Source organism: Azorhizobium doebereinerae UFLA1-100, from assembly GCF_000473085.1.
Taxonomy (GTDB): Bacteria; Pseudomonadota; Alphaproteobacteria; order Rhizobiales; family Xanthobacteraceae; genus Azorhizobium; species Azorhizobium doebereinerae.
The window spans coordinates 83,012-98,111 of the sequence record NZ_AXBA01000013.1; the positions used below are offsets into that span (position 1 = coordinate 83,012).

Below are 15,100 nucleotides of genomic sequence, written 5' to 3' on the forward strand. Positions count from 1 at the left end.
CAAAAGCGCGCGCGGCGGGACAAACGATGATATCTCGACAGCGGCATGAAAAATTCTAATGGCACCTGAATGGACCGACCCCAGCTTCCGCTCAACGCCCTGCGCGCCTTCGAGGCCGCCGCGCGGCATCTCAGCATCACCCGCGCGGCTATGGAACTGTGCGTCGGCCAGGCGGCGGTGAGCCACCAGATCAAGGCGCTGGAGGCGCGCCTCGGCGCGCCTTTGTTCCGCCGCCTGCCGCGCGGCGTCGCGCTCACCGACGAGGGCGCGGCGCTGCTGCCGCTGGTGCGCGACGCCTTCGACCGCATCGGCGCGACGCTGGACCAGTTCATGGACGGGCGGCTGCGCGAGGTGCTCACCGTCGGCGTGGTGGGCACGTTCGCGCTGTGGCTGCTGCCGCGCCTGCCGGATTTCGCCGCCGCCCATCCCGGCATCGACCTGCGCGTGCTCACCAACAACAACCGGGTGGACCTCACCGGCGAGGGGCTGGACTGCGCCATCCGCTTCGGCGACGGCGCCTGGCACGGCAGCGCCGCGACCCCGCTGCGCGCGGCGCCGCTGGCCCCGCTCTGCGCCCCGGCGCTCGCCCGCCACCTGGAGCGCCCGGCGGACCTCGCCACCCTGCCGCTGCTGCGCTCCTACCGCAGCGAAGAATGGGCGCGCTGGTTCGCCGCCGCCGGCACGCCGGCCCCGGCGCTGCGCGGGCCGGTGTTCGATTCCTCGCCCCTCATGGCCAGCGCGGCGGCGGCGGGCCACGGCGTCGCCCTGCTGCCGGTGGCCATGTTCGCGCCCGAGCTGGCGGCCGAGCGGCTGGTGCAGCCGTTCGCCGCGACCATCGATGCCGGGCGCTACTGGCTCACCCGCCTCAACTCCCGGCCGGAAACCCCGGCCATGGCGGCCTTCCGCGGCTGGATCGAGGACGCCTGCCGGGGGCCGGACTGACGCGGCGCCGCCCCACGCGAGGACGGCCGGCGCCAGATACTTTTCTTGCTATACAAATAGGGGGTTGAAGTGACATCGCAGAGATTTCAAAAATAAATCCGAACAGCGTGTCACTGATGTTGACCTTTCCCCACGGGCTGTCGAATATTGGTCCCATATTGCGGTGCAGCTTCTGGGTTCAGTCCGAGTTGCACCGAATATGGGGTGGGGATTTCTTGGCCATAACCTATTTTTATACCTCCATCAGCGCGAGCTGACGGGGAGTTGCCGAGTATTGCGTAGCGCCGGACAGTTCATGGCGAACGCGCCGCGTGGCGCGTGACAGAGACGGTTTCACGCGGCGATCGGCTCAGCCGAAACAACATAAGGGGGCCTGCGCGCGTCCAGACGGACGCGCGCGGAGCCTTCCGCTTGAGGAGAGGAACCCGGCGGAAACGCGCGGCCGAGGGCGTTTGAGCTCGGCCGGCGCAATGCCGCCCCCGGAGGTGTCGAGGTCCACCAACGCATGGATTTTCCACGATGCATGGGACATTTGACACGCCGCTGAAGCCGAAGATCTCCACCGACACGCCCGAGCGCGTCATCGAACTGGCGGATCATTCGGCTGCCGTCGCCGCCAGCAAGGCGCGCGCCATCCAGGCCATCACCGGCCAGACGCGGATGCTGGCGCTGAACGCCACCATCGAGGCCGCCCGGGCCGGGGACGCCGGCCGGGGCTTCGCCGTCGTCGCCGAGGAGGTCAAGGCGGTGAGCGCCGAGATCGGCCGCCTCGCCTCGGACATGGAGACCGAGCTGCGCAGCGCGCTGGACGATCTGCGCGCCGTGGGCCGCCGCATGGCGCTCGACGTGCGCGGGCAGCGCCTGGTGGACCTCTGCCTCAACGCCATCGAGATCATCGACCGCAATCTCTACGAGCGCACCTGCGACGTGCGCTGGTGGGCCACCGACGCCGCCGTGGTGGCCTGCGGCGACCCCACCCCCCACACCGTCATCGAGGCGGAGCGGCGCCTCGGCGTCATCCTGTCGGCCTATACGGTCTATCTGGACCTGTGGTTCTGCACGCCGGACGGGCGGGTGGTGGCCCATGGGCGCGGCGACCGCTACCCCGGCGTGCGCGGGCTCGACGTGTCGCAGGAGAGCTGGTTCCGCGAGGCGCTGGAGTCCGCCTCGGGCGACGATTATGCGGTGGCGGACGTGATGCCCTGCGCCGCGCTGCGCGGCGCGCCGGTGGCCACCTATGCGGCGGCGGTGCGCGAGGGCGGCGCCCTGCGCGGCAAGCCCATCGGCGTCCTCGGCATCCATTTCGACTGGGAGCCGCAGGCCCGCGCCATCATCGAGGGCGTGCGCCTCTCGCCCGACGAGGCGGAACGCTCGCGGGTGCTGCTGGTGGACGCGCGCGGCCGCATCCTCTCCGCCTCCGACCGGCGCGGCGAGTTCACCGAGCTGGTGGCGCTGAACGCCAAGGGCCGCCGCAACGGCCTCGACCACCTGCCGGACGGCCGCACCCAGGCCTTCCACCTCACCCCCGGCTACGAGACCTACCGGGGCCTGGAATGGGCCGGCGTCATCGTCCAGCAGCCGGCACGCAACGAGGGTCACAAGAAGAGCTGAGACCGGCGCCGGCGCCGCCGCGCCGGCCGCTCCGGGAGCCAGCAGGATCGCCCCCGCGATCCGCTGGCGGGGCCATGGCCGCCGCCTTCCGGCCATGGCCCCGGGGGCCTCTTGAGGATCTAGGACGAATGGCCCGGCCCGTGCCGCGCGACAGGCGGGCTCCATCCGTCGCCCTCCAACACTCTAGGCGAAGCGTCGCGCGCCGGCGACGCAGAGAACCACCAGGACCGTCACCGCGACCATGCTCCAGGCTACCGGCTCGCCCAGCAGCAGGCCGGCGAGCGCCAGCCCGAAGAAGGGCTGGAGCAACTGGAGCTGGCTGACCCCGGCGATGCCGCCCAAGGCCAGGCCCCGGTACCAGAAGACGAAGCCCACCAGCATGCTGAACACCGAGACATAGGCCAGCCCCAGCCAGGCCGGACCGCCGATGCCGCTCCACGCCTGCGGCAGGGTCGCGGCGGCGATCACCGCCATGGCCGGCAGCGCCAGCACCAGCGCCCAGGAGATCACCTGCCACCCGCCGAGCCGGCGCGACAGGCGCGCGCCCTCCGCATAGCCGAGGCCGCAGACCAGGATCGCCGCGACCATCAGCAGGTCGCCGGCAAGCGTGGCCGAGCGGCTGCCCGCCCAGGCGAAGCCCGCCACCAGGGCCGCGCCGGCCACCGAGAACAGCCAGAAGGCCGGCTTCGGCCGCTCGCCGCCCCGGAGCACGCCGAACATGGCGGTCGCCAGCGGCAGCAGGCCGATGAACACCACCGAGCGGGCGGCCGTCATGTGCTGGAGCGCCAAGGCGGTCAGCAGCGGAAAGCCGATCACCACCCCGAGCGCCACCACCGCGAGCGGCGCGAGATCACCCGCCGCCGGGCGCCTCTGGCGCAGCGCCAGCAGCAGCATCGCGCCGAGCAGCGCCGCGATGACCGCGCGGGCGGAGGTCAGGAACAGCGGCGAAAATCCGCCCACCGCCACCCGCGTCGCCGGCAGCGAGCCGCTGAAGATGATGACGCCCAGCAGGCCGCTGCCCCATCCGTCCGTCGCGCGCGGCATGTCGGCCTCCCTCGCCCCTTCCCCGGCCATGGCGCCCTCCTGAGCGAAGCCGATCCCGGTTCGCGTGACGGCGGCGCGCCAAACAAGGGGCCGGGGAATGCCCCCGTGTCCTTTAAACGGGACATTCCCTAGTCCCGGGGCGATTGCGGCGACAGCCACACAACCCTACGGTTGGACCGAACAGTACGGACAATGAGAGCCATACAGTTGGCGACCCGCGAGGCCGAACGCCCATGACCGCGACGCGCACCGAGACGGTGATGGCGGAGATCCGCCGCCGCGTGGCCAGCCGCGCCCTCGCCGGCGGCGAGAAGCTGCCCTCAATCCGCGGCTTCGCCCGCGACATGCAGGTGTCCCCCTCCACCGTGGTGGAGGCCTATGACCGGCTGGCGGCGGAAGGGCTGATCCGCTCCCGCCCCGGCTCCGGCTTCTACCTGGCCGGAGCCCCCGCGCCCCGGGCGGTGGACGTGGAGCCAGGGCTCGACCGGGCCATCGATCCCTTCTGGGTGTCGCGCCAGTCGCTGGACGCGGGACCGGAGATGCTGCGGCCCGGCTGCGGCTGGCTGCCCGCCGACTGGATGCCCCAGGCGGCGATCCGGCGGGCGCTGCGGGCGCTGGCGCGGGCGGATGACGCGGTGCTGACCGACTATGGCGGCACGCGCGGCTCGCGCGCCCTGCGCCAATTGCTGGTGCGCCAGTTCGCCGCCGAGGGCATCGAGGCGGGGCCGGACCAGATCCTGCTGACGCCCTCCGGCTCGCGGGCGCTGGACCTGCTCTGCCGCCTGCTGCTGAACCCCGGCGACACAGTGCTGGTGGACGATCCCTGCTATTTCAACTTCCAGGCCCTGCTGCGCGCCCACCGGGCGCGGATCGTCAGCGTGCCCTATACGCCCACCGGGCCGGACGTGGCGGCCTTCGCCGCGGCGCTCGCCGCCCACCGGCCGCGCCTCTATGTCACCAATTCCGCGCTCCACAATCCCACCGGGGCGACGATCTCGCCGCAGACCGCCCATCGCCTGCTGACGGCGGCGGCGGCCCACGACCTGACCATCGTGGAGGACGAGATCTTCGCCGATTTCGAGCCGGAGCCCTCCCCGCGCCTCGCCGCGCTCGACGGGCTGGCGCGCGTCATCCGCATCGGCAGCTTCTCCAAGACGCTCTCGGCCTCCGCGCGCTGCGGCTATATCGTCGCCCGGCCGGACTGGATCGAGGGCCTCGTCGACTTCCAGGTGGCGACCAATTTCGGCGGGCCGAGCCCGGTGGCGGCGGAACTGGTGGTCGGCACGCTGAGCGACGGCAGCTACCGCAAGCACCTGGCGGGCCTCAGGGCGCGCCTCGCCAAGCGGCGGCGGGAGATGATCGGCGAATTGGACCGGCTGGGCATCCGCCCCTGGACGCTGCCGCGCGGCGGCTTCTATTTGTGGTGCCGCCTGCCGGACGGGCGGGACGCCGCCGAGGTGGCCAGGGCCGCGCTGCGCGAACGGGTGGTGCTGGCGCCGGGCAACGTGTTCAGCCTCGCCCAGGCGGCGCCCGACCTCATGCGCTTCAACGTGGCGCAGATGAACGCGAAGGCGCTCCAGGTGCTCGGCCGGGCGCTGCGCCAGGCCCCGCCGGACGCTGCCTAAGCCACAGACCCCTTATGCCACCCCGACGTGCAGCAGGTCGTGGATGTGCAGCGCGCCCACCGGGCGGCCGTCGTCCACCACCATGAGGGCGGTGATCTTGGCGGTGTTGAGGATGCGCAGCGCCTCGGAAGCCATCTGGTCCGGGCGCACGGTCTTGGGCGCGCGGCTCATGATGGCGTCCACCGGGCGGGTGGGCAGGTCGTTGGCCATGTGGCGGCGCAGGTCGCCGTCGGTGACGATGCCGGCCAGCCGGCCGTCCGCCCCCACCACGGCGACGCAGCCGAGGCCCTTGGCGCTCATCTCCACCAGCACCTCGCCCATCAGCGCCCCGGTGCGGGCCAACGGCACCGCCTCGCCGGCGCGCATCACGTCGCGCACGAACTTCAGGTTCGCCCCCAGCTTGCCGCCGGGGTGGAAGGTGCGGAAATCCCTGGCGGTGAAGCCCCGGCTCTCCAGCAGCGTCACCGCCAGCGCGTCGCCCATGGCGAGTTGCATCAGGGTGGAGGTGGTGGGCGCGAGGCCGAGCGGGCAGGCCTCGGGGGCCAGCGGCAGGGCCAACACCACACGGGCGGCGCGGGCCAGCGCGCTCTCGACATTGGAGGTGATGGCGATCAGCGGCACGTCGAAGCGCTGGGAATAGTCCACGATGTCGCGCAGTTCCGCCGTCTCGCCGGACCAAGAGAGGGCGACGATCACGTCCTCCGGCGCCACCATGCCGAGGTCGCCGTGGCTGGCCTCGGCGGGGTGGACGTAATGGGACGGCGTGCCGGTGGAGGCGAGCGTGGCGGCGATCTTGCGCGCCACGTGCCCGCTCTTGCCCATGCCGGTGACGATGACGCGGCCGCGCGCGCCGAGGATCAGCCCGACGGCCGCCTCGAACGCCTCGCCCAGGCCGTTGCCCACGGCGGCGATGAGCGCGGCGAGGCCGGCGGCCTCGGTTTCCAGCGTCGAGAGGGCGGACGCGATGGCGGCCGAGCGGGGCTTGGCCGCGGCAGCGGCGGCTTTGCTTGAAGGGGCACCTGTCATGGGCAGCAGATAGCACTGTTCGCCCGCGAAGGGGAGCGGCGCGGCGGCGCACCGGCCGCAGGCCTGGTGCGCGCCGGCCGCTCTTGCGCCCGCCCTATGGCGCGGCGGGCGCCGCGCGGCCCTCGTGGCGGTCGAGGAACTCCTCCACCGGCAAGGCGCGGAAATCCGCCAGGGCGGCGCGCAGCGCGGCGTGCTCCCAGTCCCACCACGCCAGCGCCTGGAGGCGGGCGGCGATGGCCTCCGGGAAGCGCCACTTCACCACCTTCGCCGGCACGCCGGCGACGATGGCGTAGGGCGGCACGTCCTTGCTCACCACCGCGCCCGCCGCCACCACCGCGCCGGTGCCGATGCTGCGCCCCGCCAGGATGACGGCGCCATGGCCGATCCACACGTCATGGCCGATGGTCACCTTCTGGTCGCGCCGCCACTGGAAGAAGTCCGGCTCGTCCTGCGCGTCGGGGAAATAGGCCGAGGCGCGGTAGGTGAAGTGCGACTGGCTGGCCCGCCACATGGGATGGTTGCCGGGATTGATGCGGGTCAGCGCGGCGATGGAGCAGAATTTTCCGACGCGGGCATAGGCCATGTCGCTGTCATGCTCGATATAGGAATAATCTCCCATATCCACCTCCAGCAGCTTCACCCGCGCGCCCACCTCGGTGTAGCGGCCGAAGGTGCTGTCCTTGACGGTGGCGGTGGGGTCGATGGCGGGCGAAAGGCCGAGCGTCTTCATCTGCTGTCTCCGGAAGGGGCGCACCCTTCTCCCGGTTTCATGACGATGATGCGACAGGCGGGCCCATGCCGGCGGCCCCGGTCGCCGGGCTTGGCCGGGGAGCTTATCCCCCGAGCGGCGCGCGGTGCAGGATGCGGAAGCGCGCGCGGGCGCTTTCCTGCACGAACAGCACCACGTCCTCCACCTGCACCGGCATATGCGCGCCGCTGGCCAGATAGGCCTCCGCCAGCGCATTGGCCGCATGGCCGATGGCCGGCTCACTGAGCGGGCCGGTGAGGGTCATGTGGAAGCGGAACTCCTCGCGCACATAGGGATAGCCGAAGCGGTGCAGGTAGGAGACCTGGCGCGGGGTGAGCCGCTCCGGCCGGCGGCGGGCGATCTCGGCCTCGCTCAGCGGCGCGCGCAGGGCGTCCAGCGCCTCCACCGCTTCGGCCGCCAGATCCTCCAGCGCCGGCACCGGCGCGGGCGGGGTGAGGGCGACGAAGGCACTGATCTGGCGCACCTCCAGCGGCGGCAGCTCGAACGGATGATGCCCGGCGGCGAAGCGGGCGAGCGCGCCGAGCAGATCGGTCTCGTCCACCCCCTCGGCGAGGCGGAACGGCGCCTTCAGCGTGCCGTGGAAGCCGTAGCGGCGCGGCTCCTCGGTGAGCGCGCGCCAGTCCTCCGGGGCGAAGCCGGACAGATCGGGGGCGATGCAGTCCGCGCCGGTCTCCGCGTCATAGCCGACCACCGCCGAGCCGAAGCGCCAGAGCGCGGCATCGGACGGCGGGGCAAGGTAGAGGGCATAGCGGACGGACACGCGCGTCTCCCGGAACTGAAGGCCGATCCCATCCCTAACGGGCGGGGCGCCGGGAGGGAAGTCGCCGACCGGCTTCAACGTCTCGGACCTCCGCTTCGTGAAGCGCGTCCGGGGCGGCGGCGACGGGCCTCATGCTCTCGGCGCGCTCCTGTCGCGCCGCGGAGGCGATACGGCCACGCGGCATGCGCTACAGCCGCTACAGCCCCAGCGCCTTGCGCAGCACCGTATTCATGCGCCCCTGCCAGCCGGCGCCGGTGGCACGCAGCGCGTCCACCACGTCGGGATCCAGGCGGACGGTGATGCTCTCCTTCGGGCGATCCAGCTTCGGCCGCCCACGGGGCTTGGACAGCGTGCCCTGAGCCTCGCGCAGCACCTTGCCGCCTTCGGCAAGCTGGGCGCGTGCCAGTTGGTCTTCGGTCCACGCCGGAGCGTCGTCCGGGTCAACCCATGTGGGGGCGGACTTGGCGGGCTTCCTTGTCATGGCAGTGCCTCATCGAAATCACGTGGCGCGCATCGCTGCGCGGGGTCCGAACAACCATCACCATGCGGCCGGCGAGGAACCCATACGTCTGGAAGCGGATCTCGCCATAGTCGAAGCGGTCGTCTTCCAGCGTCAGGGTCTTGCCGGCGAAGACCTCGGCGGCATCCATGAAGTCGATGCCCCGCTCTGCCAGGGTCGTCAGGCGCTTGCCGGGGTCGCAGGTGACGTTCATAGCAATTGATGTATGTACGGAAAATTGACCCGTCAACGCATAAATGTATGTACGAAAAACAGCATCACCGCACTGCGTGGCCACGACAGCTTGCGGCAGACGCGCGCCGCGCGCCGTCAGGGGATGCTCTTTCGTGGCGTCAGAGCGCGGTTTGCCGCGCCGATTGATCCCTTTGCACGGAGCGCGCTCAGAACACCCGCGCGCCTTCCACCCGCACCTCGCGCACCACCGGCGTGCCCTCCACCAGGCGGAAGCGCAGCAGGTCGGCGCGCAGCCCCGGCGCCAGGCGGCCGCGGTCGTCGAGCCCGGCGAGCGCCGCCGGGCGGGCGGTGACGAGGGCCAGCGCCTGCGGCAGGCCCACGCCGTCCTGCGACAGCCTCGCCGCCGCCTGGAGCATGCTGGCCGGCACATAGTCGGAGGCCAGCGCGTCCAGCAGGCCGGCCGCCACCAGGTCCTTCATGGCGACGCCGCCGGAATGCGAGCCGCCGCGCACCACATTGGGCGCCCCGCCCACCGTGGTGAGGCCGGCGGCATGGGCGGCGCGGGCGGCGTCTTCCGTGGTGGGGAATTCGGAGATGGTGCAGCCCGCCGCCTTGGCGTCGGCCACATGCTCGGGCGTGGTGTCGTCATGGCTCGCCAGCGCCACGCCGGCCGCGCGCAGCAGCGCCGCCAGCCGGTCGAAATTGGCCGCCACCGCCGCCTGCCCGCGCGCGGTGCGCTCGGCCAGTTCGTTCTCCACGTCCTGCGCGGTCTTGCCGATGCCGAGCAGGTAGGTGCGCAGCTGATCCACGTTGCGCCACTGCCGGGCGCCGGGCGTATGGTCCATCAGCGAGGCGAGGCCGAGGCGGGCGCGGTTCAGCTCCGGCTCGGCCAGTTCCAGCAGGCCGGGGTCGGTCAGTTCGCAGCGCAGGTGGATGCGGTGGTCGGCGCGGAAATAGGGCGCGCCCGCCTCCACCGCGTCCAGCATGATGGTGAACAATTCGCGCCGGGCCGACTTGGTCTGGTCGAAGCCGCCGGCGCAGATGGCGTCGTACACGGTGGTAATGCCGGCGGCGACCGTCTGGCCGTCATGGGCGAGCGCGGCGGCGCGGGCATCGGGCCAGATCACCTTCGGCCGGGGCACGAAGTGGTTCTCCAGCGCGTCGGTGTGCAGGTCGATCAGGCCGGGGGAGAGATAGTCGCCCTCGCAATCGATGGCGCCGGGCAGCGCCGAGCGCCCCTCCTCCACCGCCGCGATCACCCCGTCGCGCACCACCAGCGTGCCGTCGCGCACCACGTCCTCAAGCACGAGACGGGCATTGGTGAAGACGGTTTCCATAAGCGGGCCTCGGCGGATGGGGCGGGACAGGCGTGCTGCCACGATTGGATGACGCGCGGGTGACAGGCGGGGGCGGGTGAGTGACACTTGCGGGCCGGCGGGGCCGGCACGCCGGGCTCAGCTCGCCGGCGGCGGCTTGATGACGCGGTAGAGCTGGAAGCGGTCGCCCGCATAGACCAGCTCCAGCCGGTCCGAATCGGGATTGGGGTCGCCCGGCTCGGTGAACAGCATGTAGACATAGTCGAAATGCTGCGGCCACAGATCCCAGTAGCGCGGGCCGTCCGGGGTGCCTTCCTCCTCGGTGACGAGAAGCTGCTCGCGGCTCGGCGGCGTGCCGTCCTCGGTGTCCACCCAGTCGGTATAGGGCGGGTGCACGCGCAGGATCTGCTTGCCCGGCACGGTGAAGGCGGTGGTCACCAGCGAGGAGCGCTCGATGATGGCGAGGCACGCCGCATGGACGAGGCCGAGGTCGGTGGACTTGCTGCCGCCCCAGGGGTCGGCATAGGCCACCAGCACCTTGGAGCCGCGCTTGATCTTGGCGATGGAATCGTGGAACGCCACGGTCCATTGGGTCAGGTCGTTCCAGACGATCTGCACCTCGGCGACGCGCACCGCCACCAGCAGCAGCAGCACGGCGGCGAAGCCCCGCTGGGCGAGGCGGTGGCGCAGGTCCACCTGGATGCAGGCGATGACCATGAAGGCGATGGCCACCGGCAGGCGCTGGTCGGCCATGTAGGTGGCGAACACCGTGCGCGGCAGGGCCATGTAGACCATGCCGCTGACCACCAGCAGGAACAGCAGCATGGCATGGGTGCGCAGCAGCTTGTGTCGCACCGCCCAGGCCCCCGCCAGCACCACCACGGCGGTGAGCGAGAAGGCCACATAGTCGTAATAGACGTTGATGACGAATTCGAGCCCGTCGATCTTGCCGCGCGGCTCCCAGTAATTCTCGCCCTTCAGCCCCCAGGTGGGGCTCATGAGCAGCAGCGGCACGGTGAGCGCGAACGGCAGGCCGGCGGTGACGAAGGCGATGAGCCGGTTGCGCAGCGGGCCGCCCCTGCGGTCGGAAAGGCGCATCAGCTCGTAGGACAGAATGCCGACGCCATACACGCCGGTGGCGAACAGGTGGCAGAAGAACAGCGCCAGCACGAACAGGCACGACACCGCATAGCGCCACGGCCAGGGCTTGTCGCGCAGCAGCACCCAGGTGGCGAGGCCGCAGAGGCACAGGCCGATGCCGAAGATGTAGTTCATCACCCCGATGAGGAAGATGTTGTTGTAGAGCAGCGGGAAGGCCACCAGCGGAATGGCCGACCACGAGCCGAACAGCGCCCGGTGCAGATAGAGCGTGCCGAAGCCGATGAGCGCGAAGCACATCAGCGTATAGATCTCGCCGGCGACGTAGATGTCGGCGAAGCGGTCCAGCAGCGGGACCACCATGTCCATCATCAGGTTCGGCAGCACCCGCCATTCCAGGAAATAGAATCGCGACAGGTCCGGGTCCGCCGGCGTGGCGATCACCTTCATCCGCGCCAGGTGGTTCACATAGTCCGACAGCGGCGGGATCGGATGGGTGACGATGGGGATCGCCACCAGCACGAAGCAGGCGAGGAACAGCAGCGCGATGGTGCGGCGGGAGAAATCCAGCGCTCTGCGGGGCGGAAGCGGGGCTTTGGGCGACATGGGCCGGCGCGGGGTCCTTGAAGCGAGGAGCGTGCGGAGGCCATAGCCGCCGAAGTCGCCTTCGCAAAGGGCCTTCTTTGTGGTGGATCGATGACCGCCGCTCGATCCGACCTTGATGCCCACGGGAGAGCGGCGCCAAAACACCGCCTTGCGCCCTACCGGAATACGAGGACATAAAAGACGAAACCCCCGGAGGACCCTTATGAGGGCTGTCCGAGGGCTCTATCAGGTCCGCTGCCGCGAAGCGGCGACGGCGCACCTTTGAAGGTTACGCTCCTATGCCACTGCGTCAAGGGGCCATAGCCGTCGATCTTCCCGCCGACCTCCAGCAGGCGTTCGAACGCACCGTGTCCGCCCCCCGATGGCACACGTATCTGAGGGCCGCTGGCTATCGGGAAAACCTCGCCCTCTCGCTGTACCTCTGGAACGCGGCCCTCGGCCAGAGTTTCCAGTTTCCACTCCAGGTCGTCGAAGTGGCGCTCAGAAACGTCATCAGTTCGGCCCTGGCGGCGGAATACGGCCCGAATTGGTGGGACAACGCAGCCTGCCGGGAGATGCTGGAAAGCGAGCGGCGCATCGACATCGACAAGGCCGCGCAACGGATACAGCGAAAATACGGCAGTCCGCCCCACACCGACCAGATCGTCGCTTCGCTGATGCTGGGCTTCTGGGCGGCGCTGCTGAAAAGACCCTACAATTCCGCCCTCTGGCACAGGCAAACCAGCACGGCTTTCCCTTGGCTCAAACCCGGCGAGACGATCCGAACCGTCAGCGCCTCCGCAAACGCCGTTCAAGACCTGCGCAACCGCATCTTCCACCATGAGCCGCTCATCGGGCGCGATCTCTCCGCGGATTTCTCGCAGATCATGCGCCTGCTCGGCTGGATCTGTCCGAACACCCGTGACTGGGCAAGATCGAACGCATCCGTGCAAAAGGTGCTGCGCGAACGCCCGCGTTGAACCCCCTGCCCGCCGCGCCCGGCCTTCCCCCTGGGCGGGGAAATCGGTAGAAGGGCGCGCGGCGGCACGACGGGCCGTCGCCCCACTGACCTGGTGGGCAGGCGTTCCGCGCTTCCCCCCGGGAGCCGCGGGGCCGCCGGCCGCCGCAAATTCAGGCCCAAGCCATGAGCGCGCCCATCCCCGCCCCGGTGGCGGAAGCCCAACTCCAGGCCGAGGTGCTCACCAAGGCCCTCCCGCACATGCAGCGCTACGACGACGCCATCGTCGTGGTGAAATATGGCGGCCACGCCATGGGCAGCGAGGACGTCGCCCGGCACTTCGCCCAGGACATCGTGCTGCTGGAGCAGTCCGGCGTGAACCCGGTGGTGGTGCACGGCGGCGGGCCGCAGATCGGCGCCATGCTGGAGAAGCTCGGCATCAAGTCCGAGTTCGCCGCCGGCCTGCGCATCACCGACAAGGCCACCATCGAGATCGTCGAGATGGTGCTGGCCGGCTCCATCAACAAGCAGATCGTCGGCTTCATCAACGAGGCCGGCGGCAAGGCCATCGGCCTGTGCGGCAAGGACGGCAACATGGTGCGCGCCCGCAAGGCGACCCGCACCATCGTCGATCCCTCCAGCATGGTGGAGCAGGTGGTGGACCTCGGCTTCGTCGGCGAGCCGGACGTGGTCGACACCATGGTGCTCGACCAGATCCTCGGCCGCGAGCTGATCCCGGTGCTGGCCCCGGTCGCCTCGGCGGTGGACGGCGGCACCTACAATGTCAACGCCGACACCTTCGCCGGCGCCATCGCCGGCGCGCTCGGCGCCAAGCGCCTGCTGCTGCTCACCGACGTGCCCGGCGTGCTGGACAAGAACAAGCAGCTCATCCCGACGCTCACCATCGACCAGTGCCGGGCGCTGATCGCCGACGGCACCGTGTCGGGGGGCATGATCCCCAAGGTGGAGACCTGCATCTACGCTTTGGAGAAGGGCGTGGAGGGCGTCGTCATCATGGACGGCAAGGTGCCCCATTCGGTGCTGCTGGAACTGCTCACCGACCACGGCATCGGCACCCTCATCACCCGCTGATCCGAAGTCCCCCTTTGCGAGGCGCGCCCACGGGCGCGCCTTTTCCCGTACCCCAGGTCCCGCACCCAAGGCCCCGCCCGCCGATGACCGCTCCCGACAGCCCGCTCCACCGCCCCGCAGGCCCCGAGGCCCGCGGCTTCGACCAGGTGGAGACCTGGGTGTTCGATCTCGACAACACCCTCTATCCCGCCCAGCACGATCTGTGGGGCCAGATCGATGCGCGCATGCGCGACTACATCTCCGGCCTGCTCAACATCACGCCTGAAGAAGCCTTCCTCCGCCAGAAGGACTATTACCGGCGCTACGGCACCTCGCTGCGCGGGCTGATGATCGAGCACGGCATCGACGCCCACGCCTTCCTCGACCATGTGCACGCGGTGGACCTGTCCACCCTGGAGCCCTCGCCCCGCCTCGCCGCGGCGCTGGAGGGGCTGCCCGGCACCAAGCTGGTCTATACCAACGGCTCCGAGCGCCATGCCATGAACGTGCTCGGCAAGCTGGGGCTGGACGCGCACTTCACCGCCATCCACGACATCGTCGCCGCCGAATTCCACCCCAAGCCGACCGAGGAGGCCTATCTGCGCTTCCTGCGCGCCCACGGCGTGGACCCGGCCAAGGCGGCCATGTTCGAGGATCTGGCCCGCAACCTGGAAGTGCCGCACCGCCTGGGCATGACCACGGTGATGGTGGTGCCGCCCTCCGAGCGCATCGACACCCGCGAGAGCTGGGAGTTCGAGGGCCGCGAGGCGGCCTATATCGACTTCGTGACCGAGGATCTCGCCGGCTTCCTGGAGCAGTTGGGGGTCTGAAGGGGCGCGCGCGTCCCGTCATGATGCCGCCTTGCGCCAACGCCATGCTTCCGCCGAAGTCGGGGACGACCAGTGGCGCCAGCCTGCGGCGACGGACGCGGCGGGCCTATATGCGGCGGGGATGGATGCGCCTGAGATTCGTGTTCGGTTTGGCGGCGGCCCTGAGCGTCCTCGGGGCGCTGCCGGCGCTCGCCCATCCCCATGTCTGGGTCAGCATGCGCACCCAGGTGCTGTTCGACGCCGAGGGCAACATGGTCGGCCTCCGGCAGGACTGGACCTTCGACGAGGCGTTCACCGCCTTCGCCCTCCAGGGCTTCGAGAAGGATGCCTCCGGCAATTATGCCAAGGAAGTCCTCGCCCCGCTCGCCGAGGTGAACGTCACCTCGCTGAAGGAATATGACTATTTCGTCCGCGGCAAGACCGCCAAGGCGAAGATCGCCTTCAAGGACCCGGTGGACTATTCGCTGACCTTCGACAAGGACACGCTGACCCTGCACTTCACCCTGCCGGTGGCCAAGCCCGTGCCGGCGAAGGGCGCGCTGAACTTCGACGTCTACGACCCGACCTATTTCGTCTCGTTCGAATTCGCCGACACCGACCCGGTGACGCTGAAGGGCGCCCCCGCCGGCTGCACCTCCAAGGTGGAGACGCCGGAGCAGCCGCAGACCATGCAGCTGGGCGAGAGCTTCTTCTCCAACCTGACCTCGTCGAGCAATTACGGCGCGCAATATGCCGACAAGATCCTGGTGAAGTGTCCCTGATGACATCCCG

At 70.2% G+C, this 15,100-nt stretch carries 15 protein-coding genes; 7 read left to right on the top strand and 8 right to left on the bottom strand.

The genetic code is table 11. From position 1 onward, the window contains the following. Nucleotides 1-69 precede the first annotated feature (69 nt). Together YU1_RS0111240 and YU1_RS34720 are read left to right on the top strand one after the other, a co-directional pair. Nucleotides 70-942: a LysR family transcriptional regulator gene (locus YU1_RS0111240; RefSeq protein ID WP_029004145.1), complete on the top strand. Its 873-nt coding sequence runs from the start codon at nucleotides 70-72 to the stop codon at nucleotides 940-942. Nucleotides 943-1,461: 519 nt separating this feature from the next. Then, nucleotides 1,462-2,553: a methyl-accepting chemotaxis protein gene (locus YU1_RS34720; protein ID WP_051356760.1), complete on the top strand. Its 1,092-nt coding sequence runs from the start codon at nucleotides 1,462-1,464 to the stop codon at nucleotides 2,551-2,553. 183 nt (nucleotides 2,554-2,736) lie between these two features. Here the strand turns inward: YU1_RS34720 and YU1_RS0111250 are convergent, their stop codons facing one another. Then, nucleotides 2,737-3,597, bottom strand: coding sequence for a DMT family transporter (locus tag YU1_RS0111250; protein WP_029004147.1), 861 nt, complete (start codon nucleotides 3,595-3,597; stop codon nucleotides 2,737-2,739). Between the two features lie 233 nt (nucleotides 3,598-3,830). Between YU1_RS0111250 and YU1_RS0111255 the strand changes: the two genes are divergently transcribed. After that, nucleotides 3,831-5,222: an aminotransferase-like domain-containing protein gene (locus YU1_RS0111255; RefSeq protein WP_029004148.1), complete on the top strand. Its 1,392-nt coding sequence runs from the start codon at nucleotides 3,831-3,833 to the stop codon at nucleotides 5,220-5,222. Between the two features lie 12 nt (nucleotides 5,223-5,234). Here YU1_RS0111255 and YU1_RS0111260 read toward each other — a convergent pair whose 3' ends face one another. The 7 genes from YU1_RS0111260 to YU1_RS0111290 all read right to left on the bottom strand — a co-directional run bounded on the left by YU1_RS0111260 (nucleotide 5,235) and on the right by YU1_RS0111290 (nucleotide 11,491). Continuing rightward, nucleotides 5,235-6,248 carry a KpsF/GutQ family sugar-phosphate isomerase gene (locus YU1_RS0111260; RefSeq protein WP_029004149.1) on the bottom strand — a complete coding sequence of 338 codons (1,014 nt, stop codon included), beginning with the start codon at nucleotides 6,246-6,248 and terminating at the stop codon, nucleotides 5,235-5,237. Nucleotides 6,249-6,342: 94 nt separating this feature from the next. Beyond that, complete coding sequence (locus tag YU1_RS0111265) at nucleotides 6,343-6,978, bottom strand: LbetaH domain-containing protein (RefSeq protein ID WP_029004150.1); 636 nt, start codon at nucleotides 6,976-6,978, stop codon at nucleotides 6,343-6,345. Nucleotides 6,979-7,081: 103 nt separating this feature from the next. After that, a complete protein-coding gene (locus tag YU1_RS0111270) occupies nucleotides 7,082-7,777 on the bottom strand; it encodes a DUF1045 domain-containing protein (protein WP_029004151.1) in 696 nt (231 codons plus the stop codon). 196 nt (nucleotides 7,778-7,973) lie between these two features. Further along, nucleotides 7,974-8,258: a BrnA antitoxin family protein gene (locus YU1_RS0111275; protein WP_029004152.1), complete on the bottom strand. Its 285-nt coding sequence runs from the start codon at nucleotides 8,256-8,258 to the stop codon at nucleotides 7,974-7,976. Continuing rightward, nucleotides 8,218-8,490, bottom strand: a complete 273-nt coding sequence (locus tag YU1_RS0111280) for a BrnT family toxin (RefSeq protein WP_029004153.1) — start codon at nucleotides 8,488-8,490, stop codon at nucleotides 8,218-8,220. The genes YU1_RS0111275 and YU1_RS0111280 overlap by 41 nt, the downstream gene beginning before the upstream one ends. A 187-nt stretch (nucleotides 8,491-8,677) precedes the next feature. Continuing rightward, nucleotides 8,678-9,808, bottom strand: a complete 1,131-nt coding sequence (locus tag YU1_RS0111285) for an alpha-D-ribose 1-methylphosphonate 5-triphosphate diphosphatase (protein ID WP_029004154.1) — start codon at nucleotides 9,806-9,808, stop codon at nucleotides 8,678-8,680. Nucleotides 9,809-9,925: 117 nt separating this feature from the next. Beyond that, entirely contained in the window at nucleotides 9,926-11,491 is a 1,566-nt protein-coding gene (locus YU1_RS0111290) for a hypothetical protein (protein WP_029004155.1), read from the bottom strand. Between the two features lie 278 nt (nucleotides 11,492-11,769). On the opposite strand from YU1_RS0111290, the gene YU1_RS0111295 reads away from it, so the two are divergent. The 4 genes from YU1_RS0111295 (at nucleotide 11,770) to YU1_RS0111310 (ending at nucleotide 15,090) form a co-directional block, all read left to right on the top strand. Continuing rightward, nucleotides 11,770-12,450, top strand: a complete 681-nt coding sequence (locus YU1_RS0111295) for an Abi family protein (RefSeq protein ID WP_029004156.1) — start codon at nucleotides 11,770-11,772, stop codon at nucleotides 12,448-12,450. 164 nt (nucleotides 12,451-12,614) lie between these two features. Continuing rightward, the gene (gene argB / locus YU1_RS0111300; protein WP_035714991.1) at nucleotides 12,615-13,520 is read left to right on the top strand and encodes an acetylglutamate kinase; all 906 of its coding nucleotides are present in this window, start codon (nucleotides 12,615-12,617) and stop codon (nucleotides 13,518-13,520) included. Between the two features lie 83 nt (nucleotides 13,521-13,603). After that, nucleotides 13,604-14,329 carry a pyrimidine 5'-nucleotidase gene (locus tag YU1_RS0111305; RefSeq protein WP_051356761.1) on the top strand — a complete coding sequence of 242 codons (726 nt, stop codon included), beginning with the start codon at nucleotides 13,604-13,606 and terminating at the stop codon, nucleotides 14,327-14,329. 125 nt (nucleotides 14,330-14,454) lie between these two features. Further along, on the top strand, nucleotides 14,455-15,090 hold the full coding sequence (locus tag YU1_RS0111310; protein ID WP_029004159.1) for a DUF1007 family protein: 636 nt from the start codon (nucleotides 14,455-14,457) through the stop codon (nucleotides 15,088-15,090). The last annotated feature ends 10 nt before the right edge of the window (nucleotides 15,091-15,100 follow it).

What these genes read in the sequence shown, in the direction of transcription:
- YU1_RS0111240 (WP_029004145.1), top strand. Translation starts at nt 70, where the DNA reads ATGGACCGACCCCAGCTTCCGCTCAACGCCCTGCGCGCCTTCGAGGCC.
- YU1_RS34720 (WP_051356760.1), top strand. Translation starts at nt 1,462, where the DNA reads ATGCATGGGACATTTGACACGCCGCTGAAGCCGAAGATCTCCACCGAC.
- YU1_RS0111250 (WP_029004147.1), bottom strand. Translation starts at nt 3,597, where the DNA reads ATGCCGCGCGCGACGGACGGATGGGGCAGCGGCCTGCTGGGCGTCATC.
- YU1_RS0111255 (WP_029004148.1), top strand. Translation starts at nt 3,831, where the DNA reads ATGACCGCGACGCGCACCGAGACGGTGATGGCGGAGATCCGCCGCCGC.
- YU1_RS0111260 (WP_029004149.1), bottom strand. Translation starts at nt 6,248, where the DNA reads ATGACAGGTGCCCCTTCAAGCAAAGCCGCCGCTGCCGCGGCCAAGCCC.
- YU1_RS0111265 (WP_029004150.1), bottom strand. Translation starts at nt 6,978, where the DNA reads ATGAAGACGCTCGGCCTTTCGCCCGCCATCGACCCCACCGCCACCGTC.
- YU1_RS0111275 (WP_029004152.1), bottom strand. Translation starts at nt 8,258, where the DNA reads ATGACAAGGAAGCCCGCCAAGTCCGCCCCCACATGGGTTGACCCGGAC.
- YU1_RS0111280 (WP_029004153.1), bottom strand. Translation starts at nt 8,490, where the DNA reads ATGAACGTCACCTGCGACCCCGGCAAGCGCCTGACGACCCTGGCAGAG.
- YU1_RS0111285 (WP_029004154.1), bottom strand. Translation starts at nt 9,808, where the DNA reads ATGGAAACCGTCTTCACCAATGCCCGTCTCGTGCTTGAGGACGTGGTG.
- YU1_RS0111290 (WP_029004155.1), bottom strand. Translation starts at nt 11,491, where the DNA reads ATGTCGCCCAAAGCCCCGCTTCCGCCCCGCAGAGCGCTGGATTTCTCC.
- YU1_RS0111295 (WP_029004156.1), top strand. Translation starts at nt 11,770, where the DNA reads ATGCCACTGCGTCAAGGGGCCATAGCCGTCGATCTTCCCGCCGACCTC.
- argB (WP_035714991.1), top strand. Translation starts at nt 12,615, where the DNA reads ATGAGCGCGCCCATCCCCGCCCCGGTGGCGGAAGCCCAACTCCAGGCC.
- YU1_RS0111305 (WP_051356761.1), top strand. Translation starts at nt 13,604, where the DNA reads ATGACCGCTCCCGACAGCCCGCTCCACCGCCCCGCAGGCCCCGAGGCC.
- YU1_RS0111310 (WP_029004159.1), top strand. Translation starts at nt 14,455, where the DNA reads ATGCGCCTGAGATTCGTGTTCGGTTTGGCGGCGGCCCTGAGCGTCCTC.